At 56.6% G+C, this 23,548-nt stretch carries 19 protein-coding genes, 1 tRNA gene and 1 pseudogene; 15 read left to right on the top strand and 6 right to left on the bottom strand.

Translation table 11 applies throughout. The annotated features are described in order from the left end of the window. Positions 1-55 precede the first annotated feature (55 nt). The 5 genes from zapE (at position 56) to H0484_RS09245 (ending at position 5,355) form a co-directional block, all read left to right on the top strand. Positions 56-1,147, top strand: a complete 1,092-nt coding sequence (zapE, locus tag H0484_RS09225; protein ID WP_226954284.1) for a cell division protein ZapE — start codon at positions 56-58, stop codon at positions 1,145-1,147. A 156-nt stretch (positions 1,148-1,303) separates the two neighbouring features. Beyond that, positions 1,304-2,392, top strand: a complete 1,089-nt coding sequence (locus tag H0484_RS09230; protein WP_226954285.1) for an HPP family protein — start codon at positions 1,304-1,306, stop codon at positions 2,390-2,392. A 204-nt stretch (positions 2,393-2,596) separates the two neighbouring features. After that, a complete protein-coding gene (locus H0484_RS09235) occupies positions 2,597-3,190 on the top strand; it encodes a MarR family winged helix-turn-helix transcriptional regulator (RefSeq protein ID WP_226954286.1) in 594 nt (197 codons plus the stop codon). A 112-nt stretch (positions 3,191-3,302) separates the two neighbouring features. Then, on the top strand, positions 3,303-4,610 hold the full coding sequence (locus H0484_RS09240; protein WP_226954287.1) for a tryptophan--tRNA ligase: 1,308 nt from the start codon (positions 3,303-3,305) through the stop codon (positions 4,608-4,610). Between the two features lie 151 nt (positions 4,611-4,761). Next, positions 4,762-5,355: a VOC family protein gene (locus tag H0484_RS09245; RefSeq protein WP_226954288.1), complete on the top strand. Its 594-nt coding sequence runs from the start codon at positions 4,762-4,764 to the stop codon at positions 5,353-5,355. A 93-nt stretch (positions 5,356-5,448) separates the two neighbouring features. On the opposite strand, the gene H0484_RS09250 is transcribed toward H0484_RS09245, so the two are convergent. Further along, the gene (locus H0484_RS09250; RefSeq protein WP_226954289.1) at positions 5,449-7,830 is read right to left on the bottom strand and encodes a Tex family protein; all 2,382 of its coding nucleotides are present in this window, start codon (positions 7,828-7,830) and stop codon (positions 5,449-5,451) included. Positions 7,831-7,946: 116 nt separating this feature from the next. Between H0484_RS09250 and H0484_RS09255 the strand changes: the two genes are divergently transcribed. Beyond that, a complete protein-coding gene (locus H0484_RS09255; RefSeq protein ID WP_390624825.1) occupies positions 7,947-9,980 on the top strand; it encodes an ATP-dependent DNA helicase in 2,034 nt (677 codons plus the stop codon). Here H0484_RS09255 and H0484_RS09260 read toward each other — a convergent pair. After that, positions 9,945-10,736: an outer membrane protein assembly factor BamD gene (locus H0484_RS09260; protein ID WP_226954444.1), complete on the bottom strand. Its 792-nt coding sequence runs from the start codon at positions 10,734-10,736 to the stop codon at positions 9,945-9,947. The genes H0484_RS09255 and H0484_RS09260 overlap by 36 nt on opposite strands. A 108-nt stretch (positions 10,737-10,844) precedes the next feature. Here H0484_RS09260 and H0484_RS09265 point away from each other — a divergent pair, with 108 nt between their 5' ends. The 5 genes from H0484_RS09265 (at position 10,845) to phaR (ending at position 15,826) form a co-directional block, all read left to right on the top strand. After that, the gene (locus tag H0484_RS09265) at positions 10,845-11,828 is read left to right on the top strand and encodes an RluA family pseudouridine synthase (RefSeq protein WP_226954291.1); all 984 of its coding nucleotides are present in this window, start codon (positions 10,845-10,847) and stop codon (positions 11,826-11,828) included. Beyond that, on the top strand, positions 11,795-12,577 hold the full coding sequence (pgeF, locus tag H0484_RS09270) for a peptidoglycan editing factor PgeF (RefSeq protein WP_226954292.1): 783 nt from the start codon (positions 11,795-11,797) through the stop codon (positions 12,575-12,577). Before H0484_RS09265 ends, pgeF begins: the two co-directional genes overlap by 34 nt. Positions 12,578-12,635: 58 nt before the next feature. Next, positions 12,636-14,273: a PHA/PHB synthase family protein gene (locus H0484_RS09275; protein ID WP_226954293.1), complete on the top strand. Its 1,638-nt coding sequence runs from the start codon at positions 12,636-12,638 to the stop codon at positions 14,271-14,273. A gap of 173 nt (positions 14,274-14,446) precedes the next feature. Continuing rightward, positions 14,447-15,184 (top strand): acetoacetyl-CoA reductase, encoded by a 738-nt coding sequence (gene phbB, locus H0484_RS09280; protein WP_226954294.1) that lies wholly within the window; start codon positions 14,447-14,449, stop codon positions 15,182-15,184. A 78-nt stretch (positions 15,185-15,262) separates the two neighbouring features. After that, complete coding sequence (gene phaR / locus H0484_RS09285; RefSeq protein WP_226954295.1) at positions 15,263-15,826, top strand: polyhydroxyalkanoate synthesis repressor PhaR; 564 nt, start codon at positions 15,263-15,265, stop codon at positions 15,824-15,826. A 23-nt stretch (positions 15,827-15,849) separates the two neighbouring features. Here the strand turns inward: phaR and H0484_RS09290 are convergent, their stop codons facing one another. The 4 genes from H0484_RS09290 to H0484_RS09305 form a co-directional block, all read right to left on the bottom strand. Continuing rightward, positions 15,850-16,983: a GNAT family N-acetyltransferase gene (locus tag H0484_RS09290; RefSeq protein WP_226954296.1), complete on the bottom strand. Its 1,134-nt coding sequence runs from the start codon at positions 16,981-16,983 to the stop codon at positions 15,850-15,852. A 53-nt stretch (positions 16,984-17,036) separates the two neighbouring features. Next, positions 17,037-17,594 (bottom strand): NADPH-dependent FMN reductase, encoded by a 558-nt coding sequence (locus H0484_RS09295; RefSeq protein ID WP_226954297.1) that lies wholly within the window; start codon positions 17,592-17,594, stop codon positions 17,037-17,039. Between the two features lie 99 nt (positions 17,595-17,693). Beyond that, positions 17,694-18,233 (bottom strand): lipocalin family protein, encoded by a 540-nt coding sequence (locus H0484_RS09300; protein WP_226954298.1) that lies wholly within the window; start codon positions 18,231-18,233, stop codon positions 17,694-17,696. A 360-nt stretch (positions 18,234-18,593) separates the two neighbouring features. Then, positions 18,594-18,670, bottom strand: a tRNA-Met gene (locus tag H0484_RS09305). Between the two features lie 94 nt (positions 18,671-18,764). On the opposite strand from H0484_RS09305, the pseudogene scpB reads away from it, so the two are divergent. The 4 genes and pseudogenes from scpB to nusA all read left to right on the top strand — a co-directional run. Continuing rightward, positions 18,765-19,481, top strand: a pseudogene (gene scpB, locus H0484_RS09310) (SMC-Scp complex subunit ScpB); the annotation flags it as partial. Positions 19,482-19,571: 90 nt separating this feature from the next. Continuing rightward, positions 19,572-21,230: a pseudouridine synthase gene (locus H0484_RS09315; RefSeq protein WP_226954299.1), complete on the top strand. Its 1,659-nt coding sequence runs from the start codon at positions 19,572-19,574 to the stop codon at positions 21,228-21,230. A gap of 273 nt (positions 21,231-21,503) precedes the next feature. Beyond that, the gene (gene rimP, locus H0484_RS09320) at positions 21,504-22,004 is read left to right on the top strand and encodes a ribosome maturation factor RimP (RefSeq protein WP_226954300.1); all 501 of its coding nucleotides are present in this window, start codon (positions 21,504-21,506) and stop codon (positions 22,002-22,004) included. Then, on the top strand, positions 22,001-23,485 hold the full coding sequence (gene nusA / locus H0484_RS09325; protein WP_226954301.1) for a transcription termination factor NusA: 1,485 nt from the start codon (positions 22,001-22,003) through the stop codon (positions 23,483-23,485). The genes rimP and nusA overlap by 4 nt, the downstream gene beginning before the upstream one ends. The last annotated feature ends 63 nt before the right edge of the window (positions 23,486-23,548 follow it).

Genomic DNA, 23,548 nt, shown 5'->3' on the forward strand with positions numbered 1-23,548 from the left:
TCGGAGTGCGGAAATAAGGGGCTTCGGCCCCTTTTTCCTTTACTGAAGCAATGAGATGAACGTACGCGAATATTACTTGCAGTCCCTGAGTGAAAAAGGCTATCAGGCCGACAAAGCCCAGATGGCAGCCATAGACAGGTTGCAGCGTTTCTATGATGACTGGGTCACTTACAAACAGGCGCGTTCCTCGCCGTTGCGCAAGCTTTTCCGGCGCCCGGCCATACCCCGAGGGGTGTACATGTGGGGCGGGGTGGGTCGAGGCAAAAGTTTCTTGATGGATGCCTTCTATCAAACCGTGCCGCTCAAGCGCAAAGCACGCTTGCACTTCCATGAGTTCATGCAAGGTGTGCACCGCGAGCTCGAGCAGGTGAAGGGGCAGTCCGACCCCTTGGATGCCGTGGCCCTCAAGGTGGCAAAGCGTTATCGCCTGATCTGCTTCGACGAATTTCACGTTTCCGATATTGCCGATGCCATGATTTTGTATAGGCTGTTGCTCAAACTGTTCGAGCACGGCGTGTCATTCGTGATGACTTCCAACTACGAGCCCTCTAAGCTCTATCCTGACGGCCTGCACAGAGACCGCATAGTTCCAGCCATCAAGCTCATACAGAGCCGCATGGACGTGATGAATGTGGATACCGGGGTTGATTACAGGCGGCGCTCGCTTGAGCAGGTAAGAATGTATTTGACGCCTCTGGGCGATCAAACGCAGAGCGAGCTTCAATCGGCTTTTGATCACTTGTCCGACGGCGCTCCGCGCGAACCGGTGTTAACCGTGCAGAACCGAGAGCTGCGTGCAGTGGCTTTAAGTGGAAGCGTGGTCTGGTTTGACTTCGACACCTTGTGCGGCGGGCCGCGTTCGCAGAATGACTACCTGGAGTTGGCCAGCCGCTTCCACACCGTGATTTTGTCGGATGTACCCCGGATGAAGGCGAGTCAGTCATCCGAGGCGCGGCGCTTCACTTGGCTGATAGATGTGTTTTACGACCATAAGGTCAAGTTGATCATCTCTGCCGAATGCGAGGCCGAGCAGCTTTATACCGAAGGCCAGATGTCCAATGAATTCCATCGCACGGTGTCTCGCATACTAGAGATGCAATCCAAGGAATATCTGGAGGCCGAACGACGGGTGGCTTCTACGCTGTAAAGAAGTGTTCTCGTTTCCTTAAGCGCCGCCGGCCTGCAACTGTTTTCTCACGCCAATACTTGCAAAGGCATGAGCTGATGCTTTTTGGTTATTTGTGAAGCCACCGTTTTGCGGTGACAATTATTTGTTTTTGTAGATCTTTAGTCAGGACAGTTGATGTTGCAGCGCTTCCGGTCGTCGCCGGTAGAGGCTTCCGATGGGAGCGGTTTTTTCCCCTTGCTGGCGGGTGCCACGGTGCGTGGCCGTATGCTGGCTTGTTTGGGGGTGCTGGCGGGTATTTCTTGTACCGGTATGCTGTGCGCGTGGCTGGTGGGTAAGTACGATGCGCCTTTGCTGGCGGCGCCGATAGGGGCCTCGGCCTTATTGCTATTTGTCGTGCCCAGCAGCCCCTTGGCCCAACCCTGGCCCATTATTGGGGGCAATGTGTTGTCCGCGCTAGTGGGCTTGATAAGCGTGGTGCTCATCGAAGACCCCAGCCTGCGAGCGGGGGCGGCAGTGGCCAGTGCCATTCTGATCATGTCCTTGACCCGCGCTTTGCATCCGCCCGGCGGTGCTTGTGCGTTAGCGGCTTCCATGACGGCCATCGTCGGAATCAGCCCGGCTACTTATTTGACCGCTGTCGCGCTGAACTCAACGGTCATTGTCCTGATCGGTATTTTCTTTCATAAATTACGCCGGCAACCTTATCCCCAACGTGTGGCTGCGCCCACGCGTTCGAATGCAGCCGTCGGACGTAGCGCAGCCTTTTTACCTCAAGACTTAGATGTCGCTTTGGCCCGTATGAACCAGGTGTTCGACGTTGATAAGCATGATCTTGAGAGGCTTTTGCAAGAGGTCGCCTTGGCGTCGGCCTCGCGCTCTTATGGCGAGGTCGCGGTGACAGACATCATGTCCAGGGAAGTTGTCTGCCTAGCCCCCGAGACCACGGTGGAGGAGGCCAAGCGCGTACTGCTTGAACAGGGTATTCGAGCGTTGCCGGTTGTTGATGCTGACCGTCGTATCCTGGGGGTCATTGGCTTACGAGAGTTGTCTGCCGATGAGCAAGGGGCGGTCTCGGCGAATATGACTTGGGCGCCCCAGGTAACAGAGTTTGCGGCGCTGCGCGATCTGTTACCGGTTCTCGTGAACGATGGCCATCATGCCGTGATGGTGGTGGATGAGTCAGAAAGGCTGCGCGGCATTGTGACGCAAACAGATTTGCTGGCTGTGCTGGGATATAGATTGGTGAGCGGTCACGTCACCTGACCTGACACTTGAAAAGCACGGAACCTATAAGAAACTCGTGGTCGGATTTGCGATTAAGCAAGCCCGGCCACGGGTTTGATACCTAAGCCTTATGCTTCACAAGAGCTTCGAGCGCGCGACCTATAATGGGCTTTGTTTATGGGTGGCTACGCACGCGCTTGGCTGCTGATCCGATTCGAAGGCTTTTGATGCAGGAAGAAAACAGTGCCAAACACGCCAGCAAAAGAGATGCCCAACGAGCTGCCCGCTCGGGGTAGCAAGGCCTCAAAGACTGCATCCAAGCCTTCCGCACGCGGTGCCAAGCATTATGCCGACATCAAGGCAGCGCCCGATGTTTCTACCCCCGAGGGCCGCCTGAACGAAGCGCCCTTGTTGGGGATGCTGGGTTATCAACTGGCGCAGGCTTCTGTGGTTACCGTGGGAAACTACCAAGAGCTGGTTGGCAACCCCTATGGGTTGCGGGCTGCCGAATACACCATGCTTGCCTTGATCGATGCCAACCCAGGCGTATCGCCGGCACAGTTGGCCAAGGCCTTAAGCTTAAGTGCACCCTATGTCACCGCAGGTCTAGACAAGCTATGCCAAAAGGATTGGGTGGTGCGCGAGGTCAGCACCAAAGATGGTCGCAAGCAGCATGTTTCGACTACCGAACAAGGTAAGGCGGTGGCTACAGAATTGACCAATACGGTGCTTGAAAGTGAGCGTGCGCGTTTCAAGAACCTGACTCAAGCAGAAAAAATGATGCTGGCGGAGCTACTGCGTAAGCTGGCCCATTGTCGAACGCTGATAGGCCTTTAAGCTTAAAGCCCCTTGTGGCGGCGATTCCCGGTGCCTTTGTCATGCAAGGGTGACGCTTTTGCGTTATCTTTGCGGATTCCCTTTGCTGTGCCCTTACCCTGTTTCTCGCATTATGACCACTCGCGTACTCACCGGCATCACCACCTCCGGCACCCCCCATCTTGGTAATTATGCCGGGGCCATACGGCCTTCCATTTTGGCTAGTCGTCAGCTCAATGTTGATGCCTTTTTCTTCATGGCCGACTATCACGCCCTGATCAAATGTGACGACCCCGTACGTGTGGCTAGATCCCGCTTAGAGATCGCAGCAACCTGGATTGCCGCCGGGCTGGATACCGATAAAGTCACCTTCTATCGACAGTCGGATATTCCCGAGATCCCCGAGTTGTGCTGGATGCTCAATTGCGTCACGGGCAAGGGGTTGATGAACCGGGCTCATGCTTATAAAGCGGCAGTGGATCAAAACACTGAAAAGGGCATAGAACCCGACGATGGCGTCACCATGGGTTTGTTCTCTTACCCCGTGCTCATGGCCGCCGACATCCTCATGTTCAACGCGCATAAAGTACCCGTTGGGCGCGACCAGGTGCAGCATCTGGAGATGACGCGAGATATCGCCCAACGCTTCAACCATTTATATGGCGCTGACTTCTTCACCCTGCCCGAAGTGCAACTAGACGACGAAGTCGCCTTGTTGCCTGGGCTGGACGGGCGCAAGATGTCCAAAAGCTACGACAACACCATCCCTTTGTTTGAGGGCGGAGCCAAGGCCACCAAGGCTGCCATCATGCGTATCGTCACCGACTCGCGCCAGCCGGGCGAGCCCAAAGATGCGGAAGGCTCGCACCTGTACACCCTCTATCGGGCGTTTGCCACGGCAGAGCAAAGTCAGGCGTTCAAGGCCGCTCTCGAAGGCGGCATGGGCTGGGGCGATGCCAAGCAAGCCTTGGTAGACCAAATAGAGGCCGAATTGGGCCCGATGCGCGATAAGTATGCAGATTTGATGGCGCATCCCGAGCGTATCGAAGAGATTCTGCAGGCCGGGGCGCATAAGGCACGCCAGGTAGCCACGCCGTTCACGCAACGCTTGCGCGAGGCGGTGGGCTTGCGGTTTGTGGCGGCTACGGCAAGTGGCGATAAAAAAGCGGCTAAGACGGAAAGTGCCAAGCCCAAATTTGTCAGCTTCCGCGACGAAGATGGTCGTTTCCGCTTTCGTCTGGCGGCTTCCAGCTCAGAGTCTGTGTTGGTTTCAGTGGCCTTCGATGATCCTAGGGAGGCTGGGCAGTTACAAAAGCTGCTGGCCGCCGGCCAAGGGCAGGTGCGTGATGCCAAGGTGTATATCGACACCCGCTACGTGGCAGATGCTCAAGTAGAGGAAGACCAAGTGAGGGCGGCGCTTGCTGCTTTGGCAGCCGAGTAAGGCGTCTTTCGGTTTTTGTGTAAAAAGGCGGCGTATGGCCGCCTTTTTTCGTGTGCATGACCCGTCTGCACCGGCTAAACAATGGCTCCAAAACTTGGTTTATAGTGGTTGGGCCTGTTGTATATCGGCCTATCACACCGGAGACACCGTAATGAAAAAACTCACTCTTGCCGCCGCCTGCGCGGCTTTGCTTGCAAGCAGTAGCAGCCTCTGGGCGCAAGAAAAAGAAGCCACTCTTGGTGTGCGGGGCATGGATCACGTTGGCTTTACCGTGCCCGATATCGATCAAGGTGTGAGTTTTTTTCGCGATGTAATAGGTTGCGAAGAGGCCATGCGCTTTGGGCCTTTCCGCGACGATGAGGGTACTTTCATGCAAGACCTTGTCAATGTGCATCCGCGTGCTGTTCTGGAACACATCGCCATGATGCGCTGCGGTGACGGCTCTAACATCGAGCTATTCCAATATAGCGCCCCCGACCAAAAAACCGATATGCCGCGCAACAGCGATTACGGCGGCTTTCATATTGGGTTTTACGTTAAAGACATCAAAGCGGCAGTGGACAAGGCCAAAGCTTTGGGCCTGCAAACATTCATGGGCCCATTTGAGCTGAAGGAAGGCCCCGCCGCTGGCCAGTCGATTACTTATGTGCTGACCCCATGGGGAATGCAGCTGGAGCTGATCAGCTACCCCCAAGGCATGGCCTACGAAAAAGACGCGAAGACCAAACTATGGGCGCCTGATTGAGCAGACCCGGCGCCGTGGCGTCGGTCACATCAGTCACCTGAGGTTCGCCCACGGCGTCAGTACACTGACGCCGTGTATTGATTACGACGCCACTTACTTTTTGAGCTTGGCGAACGCGGCAGCCATTGCCCCCGAGGGTTCGGCTTGGCGTGGCGCGCCACCTCGGTTGCCGCCCCGGCTATTGCCAGACCCAGAGGGTCTAGCCCCGCCTTCGGCAGCGCGGCGCTGCAGGGGCGCGTGGTCGTCCAGGCGCATCGTCAGGCTGATGCGTTTGCGGGCGACGTCGACTTCCTGCACCTTCACCTTCACCGTTTGCCCCACACGCACGACGTCGCGAGGGTCGTCCACAAACTTGCTGGAAAGGGCGGAAATGTGGACGAGGCCGTCTTGATGCACGCCCACGTCAACGAAGGCGCCAAAGTTGGCGACGTTGGTGACCACCCCTTCAAGAATCATGCCTTCATGCAGATCCTTGATGTCGTTTACGCCTTCCTGAAATTGTGCGGTCTTGAATTCAGGGCGCGGGTCGCGACCGGGTTTCTCAAGTTCGGAGAAAATGTCCTTGACGGTGGGCAGGCCAAAGCGCTCATCGGTAAAGTCGGCGGGCGAGAGCCCTTTCAGGCTGTCGTGCTGGCCTATGACTTGCTTAACGTCTGCACCGATTTTCTTCAGGATACGTTCTACTACAGGGTAGGCTTCGGGGTGAACCGCAGACGCGTCCAGCGGGTTGTCACCGTTGGGTACCCGCAAAAAGCCCGCAGCTTGCTCGAAGGTCTTGTCGCCGAATCGGGAAACCTCTTTAAGCGCCTTGCGGTTGGGGAATGCCCCGTTTTGATCGCGCCAAGCAACGATGTTGCGCGCCAGCGTGGCATTCAAGCCCGACACACGGCTAAGCAAGGCCACGGAAGCAGTATTCAAGTCCACGCCCACAGCGTTCACGCAATCTTCGACGACGGCATCAAGCGACCGAGCCAGTTCGCGCTGGTTGACGTCGTGCTGATACTGACCCACACCTATGGCCTTGGGCTCTATCTTGACCAGCTCGGCCAGCGGGTCTTGCAAGCGGCGCGCGATGGATACCGCACCACGCAAGCTGACGTCGAGGTCTGGGAACTCTTGGGCGGCCAGCTCAGAGGCCGAATATACCGAAGCACCGGCTTCGGAAACGATGGCTTTGGTAAGCGACAACTGTGGGAAGGCTTGCATCATATCGCCAGCCAGTTTCTCGGTTTCGCGCGAGGCGGTACCGTTGCCTATGGCCAGCAGCGACACCTTGTGTTTGGTAGCCAGGGCCGCCAGTGTGCGAATAGAACCTTCGTAGTCGCGTCGCGGCTCAAAGGGGTAGATCGTAGCGGTGTCCAGCATTTTGCCCGTGCCATCGATAACGGCGACTTTGACGCCGGTACGGATGCCGGGGTCCAGGCCCATGACCGCCTTATGGCCGGCGGGGGCGGCAAGCAGAAGGTCCTTCAGGTTGGCGGCGAAAACGCGGATGGCTTCGGTCTCGGCATCTTCGCGCAGCTTGCTCAGAAGCTCTGACTCGAACGCAGTGAGAAGCTTGACGCGCCAGGTCCAGCGACACACTTCGGCCAGCCAGCGGTTACGCGGGCTGGCGCTTGCCGAGAAATCAGCGTCTATATTCAACTTGCGGGCTATGCGCTCTACGCAAGGGTGGGGTAACAAGGCTTCGCGTTCTTCGTCTAGGCCCAGACGCAGGTCGAGCACCCCTTGTTGCCTGCCGCGCAACAAAGCAAGTATGCGGTGCGAGGGCAGTGTGCGCAGGGCTTCATTGAAATCGAACCAGTCGCGGAAGTTGGCGCCTTCGGTTTCTTTGCCTTCTACCACCTTGGCATATAGCAAGCCCTGTTTCCACAAGAAATCGCGTAAATCCGCCAGCAAGTCTGCATCTTCGGCGTAACGCTCCGCCAAAATGTCGCGCGCGCCATCCAATGCGCCCTTGGTGTCGTTGATGCCGGCTTCGGCGTTTAGGTAGGCCTGGGCCAGATCGCTGGGGTCTGCCGCCCGTTCTGCCAAGATGGCATCGGCTAGCGGTTCCAGGCCGGCTTCACGAGCGATTTGGGCACGGGTGCGACGCTTGGGTTTGTAAGGTGCATAAAGGTCTTCCAAGCGTTGCTTGCTGTCAGCCTGTTGCAGTTGCGCAGCAAGATCAGGGGTCAACTTACCTTGCTGATCTATGGACACCAAGATGGCATGACGACGTGACTCTAGCTCGCGCACGTAGAGCAAGCGTACTTCCAGGTTGCGTAGTACGGTGTCGTCCAGGCCGCCTGTGACTTCTTTGCGGTAGCGTGCAATGAATGGCACAGTGGCGCCGCCGTCCAGCAGTTCAACTGCGGAAGCAATCTGAGCGGGCCGTGCCCCAAGTTCATCAGCCAGCAGCTTGATGATGCGCACGGGATCTTCAGCTTGAATGAGGGGATTGGTGCTAGCCGCGTTGGCCGGTGTCGTCGTCATGGTTCTACAAAGGTAAGCAATACAAGCGGGGCATTTTGCCACATTGCGGTAGAGCCCATCCGTTTCCGACGGTTATCATTCGGTACTAGGTCCATCAACACAATTCGTAAACGAGGTTGCGTCACGTGCAGCAAGAGCTGGCAGAAGTTTTTTCCGAGCATGGGCCGCTGGCACGTGTCGTGGAGCAGTACCGCCCGCGTGCAGCTCAGGCCGAGCTGGCCGAGGCCGTGCGTCAGGCGCTGCAAACGCATGGCACTTTGGTCGCCGAGGCGGGGACGGGCACTGGTAAAACCTGGGCGTATCTGGTGCCTGCTTTGTTGGGGCAAGGTAAGGCGCTGGTGTCTACGGGTACCCGCACCTTGCAAGACCAGTTGTACTGGCGCGATTTGCCGCGTCTACGAGAAGCCCTGGCATTGCCCGTTAGTATTGCCTTGCTCAAAGGGCGTGGCAACTACGTCTGCCATTACCACCTGGAACGCCTGCAAGAAGACGAGCGCGCCTTGAAGTCGCGAGACGAAATGGTGCAGCTACGCCATATCGTTCGCTTTGCCCAGCAATCCAAATCCGGAGACAAAGCCGAGCTTGCCAGCGTCCCTGAAGACGCCGACATTTGGCATCGGGCCACTTCCACGCGCGAGAACTGCTTGGGCCAAGACTGTCCACGCGTGAAAGATTGCTTCGTCCTTAAAGCGCGCCGCCAAGCCCAAGACGCCGATCTTGTCGTCGTCAATCATGCCTTGTTCATGGCTGATTTGGCACTTCGCGAAGAGGGCGTGACAGATCTGCTGCCTGCCACGAATTTGGTGGTGTTCGATGAGGCTCATCAACTTCCTGCAGTCGCCACTCGTTTTCTGGGCAATAGTTTGTCCACCCATCAGTTGTTGGATGCTTCGCGTATGCTGGAAGCTGCGGGCCTGGCGCAAGCGCGTGGCCTTGCCGATTGGACAAAAATTGCCAAAGGCCTGGAGTCAGCCGCCCGCGCGTTGCGACTTTCCGTTGCCGGCCTCGAGAACATGCCGGGGCGACGTGCCACCTTGCTTATGTTGCCAGAACGCAGTGCGTTCGACGAGGCCGCCGAGGCTTTGGCTAGCAGCCTAGAGGAAGCGGTCGAGCAGTTGACCGAAGTACAAGATAAGCACCCCGATCTGGCGGCGGCTCTGGCGCAATGCAAAACCTGTTTTCAAACGCTGGAGCGTTGGCGGCCTGATGCCCCGGCAGCACGACAGGCTGCTGCTCAAGGTTGGGTGCAATGGGTAGAACTGCTCACGCATGCGGTGCGTCTGCATAGTGCGCCGTTGTCTGTGGCCGAGCTGTTTTCACAGCACCGCCAGGAAGGCCAAGCCTGGGTGTTGACCTCGGCGACCCTATCGGTAAACGGGGACTTCCAACATTTTCTGCAGCAGCTAGGGCTGCAAGATGCCCAGACGGCTCGTTGGGATTCGCCTTTCGATTATGCGGCGCAAGGCCTTTTGTTTGTGCCCGAACGTTTGCCCTTGCCCAATCATCCGCGCTTCTACAATGATTTTGTCGCGACTTTGCTGCCGCTGGCCGCCGTCACCGAGGGGGGCGTACTGGTGCTGTGCACCACGCTGCGTGCGGTTGAGAAAGTGGCGCAGCTCTTGCAAGAGGGCTTCAAAAAACAGGGTGTGCAGCGCACGGTTCTGCAGCAGGGCACAGCCGCCCGCAGCGCTTTGCTCGAACAGTTTCGCAGTCAGCGCGGTACGGTATTGGTGGGTAGCGCCAGCTTTTGGGAAGGCATAGACGTGCCCGGCGAGGCGTTGACGCTGGTGGCGATAGATAAGTTGCCGTTTGCGCCGCCTGACGACCCCGTGCTAGAGGCCAGGCTAGAAGCCTGTCGCCGCGAAGGGGGGAACCCTTTCATGGATTACCAATTGCCCGAAGCCGCGATTACCCTCAAGCAAGGCGCTGGTCGTTTGATACGCACCGAAGCGGATTGGGGGGTCTTGATGGTGGGAGACACCCGCCTGGTAGAAAAACCCTATGGGCGGGTGTTGTGGCGGGGGCTGCCGCCGTTTTCCAGAACACGCCAGCTAGAGCTGGCGCTGGATTTCATTGAGGGGCATCGCCTGCAGGCGACGCCCAGCTTAGAGACTTCAGAACCAGTAGACGGGGTTCCACCAGCTACCTGATTTGTCGTGCAGGCCGTCAGTGTAGTACTTGCTATCGGGGAAGTTGGTGTCTAGCACTCGTTGGGTGTCGTCGCGCAGCTGGGGCATGTCGAGCTTGTCGTAAGACAAATACATAATGTAGAGTGCTTTTTCGGCGATGGGTACGCCTTGAAATTCGGTTAGCACGGTTTGCGCGCGGTTGATGGCGGCCAAGTAAGCATGGCGCTCGTAGTAGTACTGAGCAACATGTACCTCGTGTTGCGCAAGGGTGTCTACCAACCAGGCGGCCCGCTTCTTGGCATCTTCGGTGTAACGGCTGTTGGGGTAGCGCTCGATCAGTTCGCTGAAAGCTTGGTAGGATTCGCGCAGACCTTTGGGGTCACGTTCGCTAGGGTCCTGTTGAGTGATGCTGGAGAACATGGCGCTAGGAGGCGTGAAGGTAATTAGGCCTTTCAGGTACAGCATGTAATCGGTGCCGGCATGGTTGGGATACTGCTGCTGGAAACGGTCAATCGCTGCCAGCGCCTGCTCGGGCTGCTCGTCTTTCCAGTTGACGTAGGCCAGGTCCATGAGCGCTTGTTGGGCGTAGCCGCCAAATGGAAAGCGCGATTCGACGGCCTCTAGGTGAGTACGGGCCGGCGTCCAGTTGCGGTCCGACATTTCGGTGCGGGCTTCTTTATAAAGGCGTTCGGCGCTCCAGCCGGCTGTGGGGTCGTCTGGGGTTTTGGTGCTGCTGCATGCAGACACGACCACGACAGCGGACAACACGGCCAGCATGCGGACGGCGCGCAGCAGACGCGTGAAGACGGAAGAGAAAGCGGTATGGTCGGTCACTTAAATACCCTTGGTGTTAGCATTGCACGGGAGATTATATGATTTGTCGCCATGCTTGACACAAACACTGAAGAAGAAAGCTCTGCCGTGCACGAAGCACAGCTGGCTTTCGAGCTGCCCCTTGACAGCCTACCCGAGCGCCTGGATAAGGTCTTGGCGCGCTTGGTGCCCGAACATTCACGCAGTCGGCTGCAGTCCTGGATAGAAGCCGGCCATGTGCTCGTCAATGGTGTGCCGGCTAAAGTGCGTCAATCAGTCGGGCCTGCCGACCAGCTGTTGGTGTTTCCGCAGCCTGGTCCCGCGCAGTTGGCGTTTCAACCCGAAGCCATTGCCCTGGACATCGTCGCGCAAAGCCCCGATTGGGTGGTCCTGAACAAGCCGGCGGGCCTGGTAACGCATCCGGGGGCGGGAAACTGGAGCGGCACCTTGCTCAACGGCCTGCTGCATCACTTTCCCGAGTTGGCTCATGTGGCCAGAGCCGGCATTGTTCACCGCTTGGATAAAGACACCTCAGGTTTGCTGGTAGTGGCCCGCAACGAAGCCGCTCAAACCTCTTTGGTCAGGCAACTGCAGGCTCGCTCGGTAAAGCGCGAGTACTTGGCCATGGTGCATGGCGAAGTACTCGGCCAGGGTACGATAGACCGCCCTATCGGGCGTGACCCCAGAGTGCCGGTACGTATGACGGTCACCCAGCCTATCGCTGCCAAGCCGGCTATGACTCACTATCAGTGTGTTCGTTCGGGGTTTGTCGGACAGGCACACGTTTCCACCGTGCTTTGCCGACTTGAAACGGGGCGCACCCACCAGATACGTGTGCACCTCCAAGCGTTGGGCCACCCTTTGCTTGGCGACGTTTTGTATGGCGGTCAAAAGCTTGCCGGGGCTGAGCGCCAGATGTTGCATGCGCGACGCTTGGCGTTTGATGACATGGCGACGGGTGAACGTGTCGAGTTTCAGGCTGACCCACCCGGGGATTTCGCCGCAGTCAGTACGGAGATCACATGGACGGATTCGGACGAGCGCCCTTTGAGGTAGTGGAGGGCCCTGCATGGCAGGGCATACGTTACTTTTCTACCACACGTCATGGTGGTGTAAGTTTGGCCCCCTACGATACTTTTAATGTGGGTTTGCACGTTGGAGACGACGAGGTGGCAGTACAAGAGAATCGCGCGCGTGTGGCCAGGGCTGTGCCCAGTCAGCCCGTATGGGTCGAACAAGTGCACGGTACTGCCGTTTTCGAAGCGGATAATGAAAAAGGGCAGAGGCCGCAAGCCGACGCACTGCTGACAGCGCAACCCACTCAAGTGCTCGCCATCATGACGGCGGATTGTCTGCCGGTCGTCCTGGGCGATACCCTGGGACGGGTGGTGGCCGTGGCACATGCCGGCTGGCGTGGGCTGGCGGCCGGTGTGCTGGAAGAAACCTTGATGCGTTTGCGGGCTCGCCTCTCGAGCTCCCAGCCGATCTGGCGCGCCTGGATAGGGCCAGGGATAGGGCGCGAGCACTTCGAGGTAGGCGCAGTGGTACGGCAAGCCTTTGTTGCTGAAGACGAGGCGACAGCAAGCTATTTTCAGCCTAAAGCTGAAGCCGATAAATGGATGGCTGACCTTGCCGGTTTGGCTGAATATCGACTCACGCGTATGGGAGTTGCGCAGGTCTGGCAAAGCCGGCTGTGCACGTACCAGCGAGCCGACTTGTTCTTTTCACATAGGCGGCAACAACCTTGTGGGCGCATGGTTACGGTGGCATGGCGAACGTCCGACCCTAGAGACTACCCTGATTGACAGTAGGGTCGTGACCGGAGACTATTCCTTTCAAGGTTTTACGATTAGGTAGCAAAAAATGAAAGCCCCGCAAGATACAGATTGGCCTATGCCGCTTGGCATTCCGCCCGAGGCACTGGTCGAAATTCAGGCACAATTTTCGCGGGGCTGGCAAAAAGTGCTGGCTGCCGCGCGTGATGGTTCATTGGCTAGCCCTTCCGACCGACGCTTCCGTGCGCAAGCCTGGTCCGCTAACCAGGGGGCCATGTTAATGGCCCATGCCTACTTGCTCTCCGCACATGCCATGCAAAGCATGGTCGAATCTGCCCAAATGCCCGAACCCATGCGCGACCGTATGCGCTTTGGCGTGCAGCAATGGCTAGATGCCTGGGCGCCCAGTAATTTTCTGGCTACCAATCCCGACGCGCTTCAAACGCTACTCGACAGCAAGGGCCAGTCGCTGCTAGACGGCCTTAATAACTTCATGCACGATGTGCAGCAGGGGCGCATGTCCCAAACGGATGAGTCAGGGTTCGAGGTCGGCGGGAACTTGGCCATCACTCCTGGTCAGGTTATCTACGAAAATCACTTGATGCAGGTGATTCAGTACGAGCCGCTCACCCCTACCGTGCATCAACGGCCCTTGCTGATGGTTCCGCCTTGCATCAACAAGTACTACATTCTCGATCTTCAACCCGAGAACTCCTTTGTACGTTACGCCTTGGAATCGGGCTTTCGCGTGTTTTTGGTGTCGTGGCGCAACCCTCTGCCCGACGACGATGACGGCATACTCAGTGCAGGCTGGAGCGATTACCTCAAGGAAGGCGTACTGCAGGCCATAGAGGTTGTGCAAGGTGTGACGCGGCAGCCCAAAATCAATGCTTTGGGTTTTTGTGTCGGTGGCACCTTGCTCTCCAGCGCCTTGGCGCTGGCGCATGCCCAGGGCGATGACCCCGTAGCAAGCCTGACTTTGTTGACGACGCTGCTCGACTTCAAAGACCCGGGCATTCTCGAGGTGTTCATCGACGAACTTCATGTACAGACGCGCGAGCGGCAAATGGGCAAGGGCGGTCTCATGACAGCCCGAGAGCTCGCGACCACCTTCTCATTCCTGCGTCCTAACGAACTAGTCTGGAACTACGTAGTCAGCAACTATCTTAAGGGCGAGGTTCCACCCCCCTTCGATTTGCTTTACTGGAACAGCGACGGCACGAACCTGCCTGGTCCTTTCTTTGCTTGGTACTTGCGTAATGCCTACCTTGAAAATCGGCTCAAAGAGCCGGGCGCCATAGAGATCGATGGTCACCGCCTGAACTTTGGCGTGCTCGATATGCCGGCGTATGTTTATGGCTCTCGCGAAGATCACATCGTGCCATGGCGTTCAGCGTATGCCAGCACCGCTTTGCTGAAAGGGCCCCAAAGGTTCGTTCTGGGGGCTTCGGGTCATATCGCAGGCGTCATCAACCCGCCCAAGTCCGGTCGGCGTTCTTATTGGGCGCACGATGAAATCGCTTATGGTTGCGACCAAATACCGGCAGACCCTCAGCAATGGTTAGAGCAGGCTCAAGAGCACCGTGGTAGTTGGTGGCCAGACTGGGCACAGTGGATGGCCAGCCACTCGGGGCCCAAGCGCAAAGCCGTAAAAACTTGTGGAAATGCCAAGTTTTCGCCGATAGAGGCGGCTCCTGGTCGCTATGCGAAGGTGCGCGCTTTATAAAAACAGATTCGCGGTTTTAGCGTTAAGCCTTGCCAGATATTGTCGGTTCTTAATCAGCGGCAATTGCAACAAGGCGTGGTAGTGGTTCACTTCGGCAGGGGTGGTTGATCTAGTCGATTGCAAATTTTTGGTCAGGCTGTGTTCGCGGCATGATTCGCCTAGGAGAGATGTTTATGAGCAGCAAAGTTGCATATGTAACGGGGGGCATGGGGGGTATCGGAACCGCCATTTGCCGTCGATTGGCTAAAGAAGGCTTCACCGTGGTGGCGGGCTGCGGGCCTAGCCGTAACTACCAGCAATGGCTGGATGAGCAAGCTGCTGAAGGGTTTTCGTTTCATGCATCAGTAGGCAATGTCTCCGACTGGCGTTCCACTCTCGAGGCTTTCGAGAAAGTCAAAGCCGATATTGGGCCGATATCGGTGCTGGTCAACAATGCGGGCATTACACGAGACGGCTTGTTTCGCAAGATGTCCCTGGAGGACTGGAGTGCCGTTATGGACACCAACCTGAACAGTCTTTTCAACGTTACCAAGCAGGTTATCGAAGGGATGGTCGAGCAGCAATGGGGGCGCATCATCAATATCAGCTCGGTCAATGGTCAAAAAGGCCAATTTGGCCAAACCAACTACTCCACGGCCAAAGCCGGCATCCATGGTTTCACCATGGCGCTGGCCCAAGAGGTGGCTAGCAAGGGCGTGACGGTGAATACGATCTCCCCGGGTTATATTGGTACGGAAATGGTACGAGCCATGCGCCCGGAAGTACTCGAAAAAATCGTTGCTACCATTCCTGTTCGACGCTTGGGTACGCCCGAAGAGATTGCCTCAATGGCGGCTTGGTTGGCGTCGGATGACGCAGGCTTTGCTACCGGCGCTGATTTTTCGCTTAACGGTGGCCTGCACATGGGTTAAAGGCAGGGCACCAGGGCCTGCGCTCTTGCTGTTTAAGCGCGCAGCCCGTTTTTCAAACCCTGAATTTCTCGACAACATATGACCCAAGCTCATAATCGCGACGACACTTCCCGTCTGATCAAGAAGTACCCCAACCGTCGTCTATACGACACTCGCACGAGTGCCTACATTACCTTGGCCGACATCAAGCAGCTGGTTTTGGACACCGAAGATTTCGAGGTGGTGGATGCCAAGTCAGGCGAGAATCTGACACGCAGTATTTTGTTGCAGATTATTCTCGAAGAGGAAAGCGGCGGGGTGCCGTTGTTTTCTCCTATTGCGCTGCGTCAGATCATCCGCTTCTATGGTCATTCCATGCAGGGGGTGATGGGCTCCTATCTCGAGAAAAACATCCAGACCTTCATGGAAATTCAGGATCGAGTGGCTGAGCAATCCAAAGGCTTGTATGGCAATCAGTTGGGCCCCGATACCTGGGCGCAGTTCATGTCGGTTCAAGCACCGATGATGCAGAACATGATGAACAATTACATAGACCAGAGCAAAAATCTGTTCGTGCAAATGCAAGATCAAATGCAAGATCAAACCCGCTCGATGTTCTCGGTTTTTCCATTTGGCAAGCCGCCCAACGACGATAAAAAATAAAGCCGTTTGGGCGCCTCTGGCCTTCAATCAGCGTCTGCTCTTCTGAAGGGGCTATGCTCTTGCAGGGCATTCATATACTGCCCCACCGCGGTGGTCTCTCGTTGTAGAAAATCTTGAATGGCCTTGGCGTAGGCTGGATGAGCTATCCAGTGCGCGGAATGTGTGCGTATAGGCATCATTCCGCGTGATAGCTTGTGCTCACCCTGGGCACCGCCTTCAAAGCGCAGTAGACCTTGGGATATGCAATACGCAATAGCCTGCATATAACAGGTTTCGAAATGCAGGCCGGGGACAAATTCCGTGCTACCCCAATAGCGGCCGTATAGCGTTTGCTTATCGCGCAGACTTAGCGCGCAAGCGATGGGCTTCTCGTTGCGCCAGGCTTGCACGATAAAGAGTGCTTCGGGCATATCGCGAAGTAAGCGCTGGAAGAAGTCGAGATTCAAGTAGGGGTGCCTACCGCGCACGAGGTAGGTATCGGCATAACAATGATAAAAGAAAGCCAAGTCAGCCTGGTCAATCTGCTTGCCCTCCAGCCACCTGAACGTGACGCCTGCCTGGGCGACTTTCTTGCTGTCTTGACGAAGTTTTTTACGGGTTTTTTGATTCAGTCGAGACAGGAAATCTTCGAAATCGTGATAGCTCTGATTTTGCCAATGAAACTGTATGTCCTCGCGCATCATGAAGCCGGCCTCATCAAGCGCTTGCCTGTCGGATTCGCAGGGAAACAGTACATGCAATGACGACAAGCCTTGTTGCCGAGTCAGATGCGCAGCGTACTTTGCCAGCAACACGCGATCTTCGTGTGTCGAGGCTAATAATCTTGGGCCTGGGACAGGTGAAAAAGGAATGGCGCTGACGAGTTTCGGGTAGTAGGCCAGGCCGTGGCGTTCGAATGCATGGGCCCACCCATGATCGAAAACGTACTCGCCCTGAGAGTGCGTTTTCAAATACATGGGCATGGCACCGGCCAAACGCCCATCGCGGCGTAGTAGCAAATGGCGGCCATGCCACCCTGTGCTAGGCCCTATGCAGGCACTGGATTGCAAAGCCAGCAAAAAGGCATGTTGCGTAAACGGTTGCTGGCCGCTTAAAGCTTGCCACTCGTTAGGGGGGATGCTAGACAGGTCGTCCGTCAGCTCGAAGGCAATAGTCACGGCATAAAGATAAAGCGAACGGAAGACTGTCTTATAGCATGTTGGGGCTGGGGTTACTTAGGAGAGGTCAGTGCTATCCAGCGGCTGAAGGTATCGGCAAATGTTTTAAGGAATGCACGCGTGTCGGGGCTATGCACCTTGCCATTTTCATCTACAACTTCGGCGGCTTTGCCGATGTAGGCTTCGGGCTGCTGTAAAAGTGGCATATTCAGGAAAACCAAAGCTTGGCGTAGGTGGTGGTTGGCACCAAAAGCGCCAATGGCACCTGGCGACACACTCACGATTGCTGCAGGTTTGCCGTTCCAGATGCTATGGCCGTATGGCCGCGAACCTACGTCAAGCGCGTTCTTGAGCGAGGCAGGGAACGAGCGGTTGTATTCGGGTGTGGCAAATAAGACAGCCTCTACCTCGGCCATTTCTGAGCGAAACCTCGTCCACTGTGGCGGGGGTGTATCGGTGTCCAAGTCGGGGTTGTAAAGCGGTAAGTCACCAATTTCCACGAAGCGGGCCTCAAGCTGCCCCGCACTTTCTTCTATGATGGTCTGCGCAATTGCGCGGGTAAATGAACCCTGGCGCAGGCTACCAACGAGTACGGCAATTTTTCTGGACATACTAGGACTCCTGAGAAAAAAGGTGGACACCAAGGAGAGTCGGGGAAGCGCGGCTCAAAAAGCTTATTATGGTCCAAGACGTGGCTCTACATCTTGAGCTTACTGAGTTGTTTTTACGACTTCGTTAGTGGCAAAGCCCTGCGAAGCTGCGTAATCAAGTAAACGTGTTACGACTGCTTGGTCTGCTTGCTTGTCGCGGGACAAAACCCATAGGTATTGGCGGTCGGGGGTACCCACCAAAGAATACTGGTAATCGCCTTCAGTCTTCATGATCCAGTAGTCGCCCCACACCATAGGAATCCAGGACGTCCAGGCCGGAGCGAACCTGACCTCGAGTTTTGCCGGGTCTGGTGGATTGACTGCCTTTGCCAATCTACCTTGGGCTTGAGCCATCTTGGTCTTACCGTCCGGGGTACGGCACTGATTGGTCACGCTTATCGTATTGTCTGCTTGCAGAACGTAGTCGGCTTGAACGTCCCCTGCGCAGTCCTTTTGAAAGCTATTGGGCAGGCGGGCTTGTTCGTACCAGGTTCCGGCGTAATCCTTAAGATTGATATTCGCCTGTGTAGGAAGTTCGCCGCCAGTGCTGGCGCAACCTGCCAAGGCAGTTAAAAGCGTTGCAAGCAATAATTTTTTCACCAGATGACTCCTGTGCATACTGTTGAAAAATCTTAGCAGTAAATATGACGGCGAAGTCGTTAGCGCTTGTATAGGATGCATGGGCATGCAACAGCGCCAGTTTGGCCGGGTTTTTATGTGTGTTTGTGGTGCTGCAGCAACGTATAAGAAGGCTAGGTCGATAGACGGCTAAATAGGCATTGCGTCAATGGTGTAATGCCAGTGCGTTAGCATTGAGAATTCAGCGAGCTGGCTAAGCTACGAAGAGGCTAAGTAGTTTAAAGTTGGCACGCAGCCCCCTGTAAAACAAGAGGCTGCTACTAAGAGAGGGGCTGAAATGAAAACTGGCCGGACCAAGTTAATGGCCGGCCAGTTTGCAAGTGGTTGCGGGGGCAGGATTTGAACCTACGACCTTCGGGTTATGAGCCCGACGAGCTGCCAGACTGCTCCACCCCGCGTCTGTTCGTTCGTAAAAATGTAATATTAACGCATTTCCAACATTCGTGCAAACTAACGAATCCCCAACTGGGCTTCATACTGTATATAATTGTGATGACAGAAGCAGAGATCATACGTGTCCTGGAAACAGCCTTGTTGTGTGCGGATCAGCCCATGCCCATCACCGAGATGCGCAAGCTGTTCGAAACTGAAGATGTTTCCACTGAAGAAATGCGTCGTTGTCTTGGCGTATTACAACAAGATTGGTCAGGGCGTGGCTTGACGCTCGTCAGCCTTGCCAGCGGGTGGCGGTTTCAAAGCCGCCCCGAGATGCAGCGCTACCTAGAGCGCCTCAACCCCGAGAAACCGCCGCGTTATTCACGCGCCGTGCTGGAGACCCTGGCAATCATTGCTTGGCGCCAGCCGGTTACGCGGGGCGATATCGAAGATATCCGGGGGGTAACGGTATCGTCGCAAATCATCAAAGCTCTTGAAGACAGAGGATGGATAGAAGTGCTGGGGCATAGAGACGCGCCTGGGCGGCCTGCGTTGCTGGGTACGACACGGCACTTTCTTGATGACCTCGGGCTCGCGGCTCTAGACGAATTGCCCGATATAGGGCGTCCCGAGGACGGCCTGCAGGCTCTGGAGGGGCTGGATTTGGCATCGTTTACTTCGCAGGAAGGTGCTGGCGATACCGACGTTGCCGCGGTCCCGGAGGCCGAGTCTTCCGTCGGGGGTGGCATTGTCTTGGGTGATCCAAAGGTCGCTGACAGTGCTTCTGAGCAAAAGGTCATGAGTGGGCAAGCTGAAAGTTCTTCGACCCCAGAGGGTTGGGCTGGCTTGCCTGACGGGATAAACAAAGGCGAGGCCCGCAAGGACGGAGATCTCGATAAGAGTTAAATGGAGTATTGATACCAAATGAGCACAAAAGAGCAGGGTGAGACCGCAGTTGCGCAGGCCGAGCGGGAAAAAAAGCCGACCGCCGGCGGTGCGGCGTCTGAAGACCCTCGCCAGACCGCGCCTAAAGGGCGGGGGCGCAAACTGAGGACTCCCTTCCGGCGGCGTCGTGGGGACGCTGCTGAGCGTGCCGAAGGTGAGCGCAACGAGGGTGCCCCTCCCGAGGCTCAGGTCGAGGTCGAGTCGGCATCTGCGCCGGCGCCGGCTGCTGCGCCCGTTGCCCGTAAGCGAGCCCGGGGTGCTAACGCAGGTAGAAGGCAGCCGGCAGCCAAGGGGCCTGGTGGACAGAAAGATTCCGCCGCCAAAGACGCTGGTTCCTCCAAAGAGGCTGACGAGGCTTTGGGCTACCTGAGCAAGACGGATCGGATAGAGCAGCGTTTAAGTAAGTACCTGAACAGCGAGGCTGTCATGCCTAAGCTGCACAAGGTGTTGGCTGAGGCGGGTGTCGGTTCGCGTCGCGAAATGGAAGAGTTGATCGTGGCGGGCCGTGTGTCGGTCAATGGCGAGCCGGCCCATATTGGGCAGCGTGTTAGCCCTAATGATCAAGTCCGTGTCAACGGAAAGCTGGTTGCGCGTAGCAACAAGTCTCGTCCGCCTCGTGTCATTCTTTATCACAAGCCGGCCGGCGAGATTGTTAGTCACGATGATCCGGCCGGTCGCGCTACGGTCTTTGCGCGCCTGCCCAAAATCAAGAATGCAAAATGGCTTTCGGTGGGGCGGTTAGATCTCAATACAGAAGGGCTGCTGATTCTTACCACCTCCGGTGCCTTGTCTAACCGGCTGATGCATCCTCGCTATGGAGCCGAGCGCGAATACGCTGTGCGTGTGCTGGGCGAATTGGTGCCCGAGCAGCAGGCCAGGTTGCTTGAGGGTATAGAGCTGGAAGATGGGCTTGCCAAATTCGGTTCCTTGGAGTTCCTGGGGGGGGAGGGCAGTAATCGCTGGTATCGCGTGACTCTGCATGAGGGACGCAATCGCGAGGTGCGTCGCATGTTCGAGGCGGCGGGGGTTACGGTCAGTCGGCTCATACGTACCCGCTTCGGGGAAGTCGTGCTTCCGGGTAGTCTGCGTCGCGGTCGCTGGCAAGAGCTCGACGCGCCGATTGTCACGGCGCTGATGGCCCAGTTGGGTCTCATCAATGCGGATGGTGATGAAGAGGGGCATGGGCGCGAACGTCAGCCTTTGTCCAACGAGAATGCCCTGCCGCCTGGTTTCGGCACCATGGAGCGCAACGGTTTGAACGGCGCGCGCATTAGTCGCCGTGGCCGTTTGTCGGGTGGTCGTGCGCCGGCCTCGGCAGGCGGTCATGTATTTCCTTCCGATCCCTTCGGTGTGGGCTTGACGGTCAGTGGTGGCTTGGCCAATGGGCATCCCGAGCAAAAGCCAAAGTCGGGTGGGCGCGGTAAGCGCAAGCCAGGGGGTAAGCCAGAGGCGCAGCAAAATGCTGCGGCGCGCAAAGGCAGGGCTCCGGCGGCTAAGCTTGACAAGCCTGCTGCCAAGACGGGTGCTAAAACCGGGCAAACCAAAGCGCCTCGTAAGCGGTCATCGGCCCGGGGTGATGATTGGCAGCCAAGAGGGGCTTCAGCGCACGAATCCCGGCTGGGCTTTTTGAAGCGCTGATGAGTTGTTCGGCGACCACTGAATGACGTAAGTGGTCGCTGCAACATGATTTTTTGGCCAATTTCTGTTAGAATAGCTGGCTTTACAGCTATATCTGTTTGGCTTTTGGTGTTGCCTTGTTGCCTAGTTTGTGTTTGGCCGGGGCGGTTGCCGGTGCAGGGTCACAGTTAATATAGCGGCACATTTTCGATTGTGTGCGTGGCCTGGCTTTGTAACAGCTGGCTGCGTGCGTGAAAACAGTGGGCTGATGTACAGCCCTTTTTTTTTGAGTGTATGGCTGATCTGCTGACCCTTACCCAAGAGGCCTTATCCGGCATGGGTGTTGAACTTATCGATGTCGAAAAGGCACCGATGGGGTTGTTGCGCATCATCATTGATAGGCCCGAAGGGGTGCGTATCGAAGACTGCGAGCAAGTCTCCAAGCAGTTGTCCCGGGTCTACGAGGTCGAAAACATCGACTACCGGCGCTTGGAAGTCACCTCTCCGGGTGTCGATAGGCCTCTGCGTACAGCGGCCGATTTCCAGAGATTTGCTGGGCACAGGGTGGAAGTGAAGTTGCGGCAAGCGCAGGACAACCAAAAGGTATTTGTCGGCTGTTTGCTTCCCAGTGCTTCATCCGACGAGTCTGCCTCTTCCGAGGCCGATATGCGTTTCCAGATTGCTCTCGAAGACGCGAACGCCAAGCCCACTGATAAGGTGCTGAGCTTCACACATGGTGATATCGATCGGGCGAAATTAAACCCCGTTCTTGATTTCAAGGGTAAAAAGCGATGAGTCGCGAAATTCTTCTATTGGTTGATGCGCTGGCGCGCGAAAAGAACGTAGAACGCGAAGTGGTGTTCGGCGCATTGGAAAATGCGTTGGCCTCTGCTATGAAAAAACGGTTCAAAGAAGACGCCGATATACGCGTCAGCATCGATCGCGAAACCGGCGAGCATGAAGGGTTTCGTCGCTGGTTGGTCGTGCCCGACGAGGCAGGCCTGCAAGAGCCCGATCAGCAGGAGCTTCTCAGCGAGGCTCAGGAAATGGTGCCGGGCATCGAAGTCGATGACTATATTGAAGAGCCTCTCGAACCCGTAGAGTTCGGGCGCATTGGCGCGCAGGCGGCCAAGCAAGCTATTTTGCAGCGTATTCGCGACGCCGAGCGCGAACAAGTGCTTAACGACTTCCTCGATCGCGGCGAAATGATCGTGTCCGGTAGCGTCAAGCGTATCGACAAGGGCGATGCCATTATCGAAACCGGCAAGATCGAAGCACGTCTGCCGCGCGGAGAAATGATCCCCAAAGAAAACATCCGCGTCGGCGACCGGGTGCGCGCCTGGGTGCTTAAGGTGGATCGCGCTGCGCGTGGTCAGCAAATTATTCTGTCCCGTACGGCGCCTGAGTTCATCAAGCAACTGTTTGAGAACGAAGTGCCCGAAATCGAGCAAGGCCTGCTCGAGATCAAGGCTGCGGCTCGTGATGCGGGTGTGCGTGCCAAGATTGCTGTGGTGGCTTACGACAAGCGCATCGACCCCATCGGTACTTGTGTGGGTATGCGTGGCTCGCGTGTCACGGCTGTGCGTAACGAATTGGGCGGCGAGCAAGTCGATATCGTGCTTTGGTCTGATGACCCGGCCGAGTTCGTCATAGGTGCGCTCGCGCCTGCTAGTGTGGAATCCATCGTCGTTGACGAAGATCGCCACGCCATGGACGTCGTGGTTGACTCCGACAACTTGCCTAAAGCTATTGGGTCTCGCGGGCAAAACGTCCGTCTGGCTTCCGAGCTGACGGGTTGGCAGATCAACATCATGACGCCCGAAGAAAACCAGAATCGTCAGGAAGAAGAGCGCTCAGTGCTGCGTCAAACCTTCATGGCGCGTCTGGATGTCGACGAGGAAGTTGCTGACATCCTTATCGATGAAGGCTTCACCGGCCTTGAAGAAATCGCCTATGTGCCTATGCAAGAGCTGCTTGAAATCGAAGCCTTCGACGAAGATACGATTCAAGAGCTTCGGACTCGTGCCCGTAATGCTTTGCTGACGGATGCCATCGTTCAGGAAGAGCGTGTCAAGAATGCTGATCCTGCCTTGTTGGCCCTGGAAGGCATGACGTCCGAGTTGGCGGCTGTTTTGGCCGAACACGATGTCAGCACTTTAGACGAGTTGGCCGAACTGGCCACCGACGAGCTGGCCGCCATGGCACAGCTAGAGCCGGAAGAAGCAAGCGCGCTGATCATGCGTGCCCGTGCGCATTGGTTCGATGATGAGAACTAAGGCGCCCATGAGTCGGCGCCATCTGGATGCGCGCCTATTTGAATTGAAGTTGTAGAGCAAGTT

This window comes from Mesopusillimonas faecipullorum (assembly GCF_020539505.1).
In the GTDB taxonomy this organism is placed as follows: domain Bacteria; phylum Pseudomonadota; class Gammaproteobacteria; order Burkholderiales; family Burkholderiaceae_B; genus Mesopusillimonas; species Mesopusillimonas faecipullorum.

What these genes read in the sequence shown, in the direction of transcription:
- H0484_RS09260 (WP_226954444.1), bottom strand. Translation starts at nt 10,736, where the DNA reads ATGCTGGCCGTGTTGTCCGCTGTCGTGGTCGTGTCTGCATGCAGCAGC.
- H0484_RS09265 (WP_226954291.1), top strand. Translation starts at nt 10,845, where the DNA reads ATGCTTGACACAAACACTGAAGAAGAAAGCTCTGCCGTGCACGAAGCA.
- H0484_RS09240 (WP_226954287.1), top strand. Translation starts at nt 3,303, where the DNA reads ATGACCACTCGCGTACTCACCGGCATCACCACCTCCGGCACCCCCCAT.
- H0484_RS09250 (WP_226954289.1), bottom strand. Translation starts at nt 7,830, where the DNA reads ATGACGACGACACCGGCCAACGCGGCTAGCACCAATCCCCTCATTCAA.
- H0484_RS09315 (WP_226954299.1), top strand. Translation starts at nt 19,572, where the DNA reads ATGAGCACAAAAGAGCAGGGTGAGACCGCAGTTGCGCAGGCCGAGCGG.
- phaR (WP_226954295.1), top strand. Translation starts at nt 15,263, where the DNA reads ATGACCCAAGCTCATAATCGCGACGACACTTCCCGTCTGATCAAGAAG.
- rimP (WP_226954300.1), top strand. Translation starts at nt 21,504, where the DNA reads ATGGCTGATCTGCTGACCCTTACCCAAGAGGCCTTATCCGGCATGGGT.
- pgeF (WP_226954292.1), top strand. Translation starts at nt 11,795, where the DNA reads ATGGACGGATTCGGACGAGCGCCCTTTGAGGTAGTGGAGGGCCCTGCA.
- H0484_RS09245 (WP_226954288.1), top strand. Translation starts at nt 4,762, where the DNA reads ATGAAAAAACTCACTCTTGCCGCCGCCTGCGCGGCTTTGCTTGCAAGC.
- zapE (WP_226954284.1), top strand. Translation starts at nt 56, where the DNA reads ATGAACGTACGCGAATATTACTTGCAGTCCCTGAGTGAAAAAGGCTAT.
- H0484_RS09275 (WP_226954293.1), top strand. Translation starts at nt 12,636, where the DNA reads ATGAAAGCCCCGCAAGATACAGATTGGCCTATGCCGCTTGGCATTCCG.
- H0484_RS09230 (WP_226954285.1), top strand. Translation starts at nt 1,304, where the DNA reads ATGTTGCAGCGCTTCCGGTCGTCGCCGGTAGAGGCTTCCGATGGGAGC.
- phbB (WP_226954294.1), top strand. Translation starts at nt 14,447, where the DNA reads ATGAGCAGCAAAGTTGCATATGTAACGGGGGGCATGGGGGGTATCGGA.
- H0484_RS09295 (WP_226954297.1), bottom strand. Translation starts at nt 17,594, where the DNA reads ATGTCCAGAAAAATTGCCGTACTCGTTGGTAGCCTGCGCCAGGGTTCA.
- nusA (WP_226954301.1), top strand. Translation starts at nt 22,001, where the DNA reads ATGAGTCGCGAAATTCTTCTATTGGTTGATGCGCTGGCGCGCGAAAAG.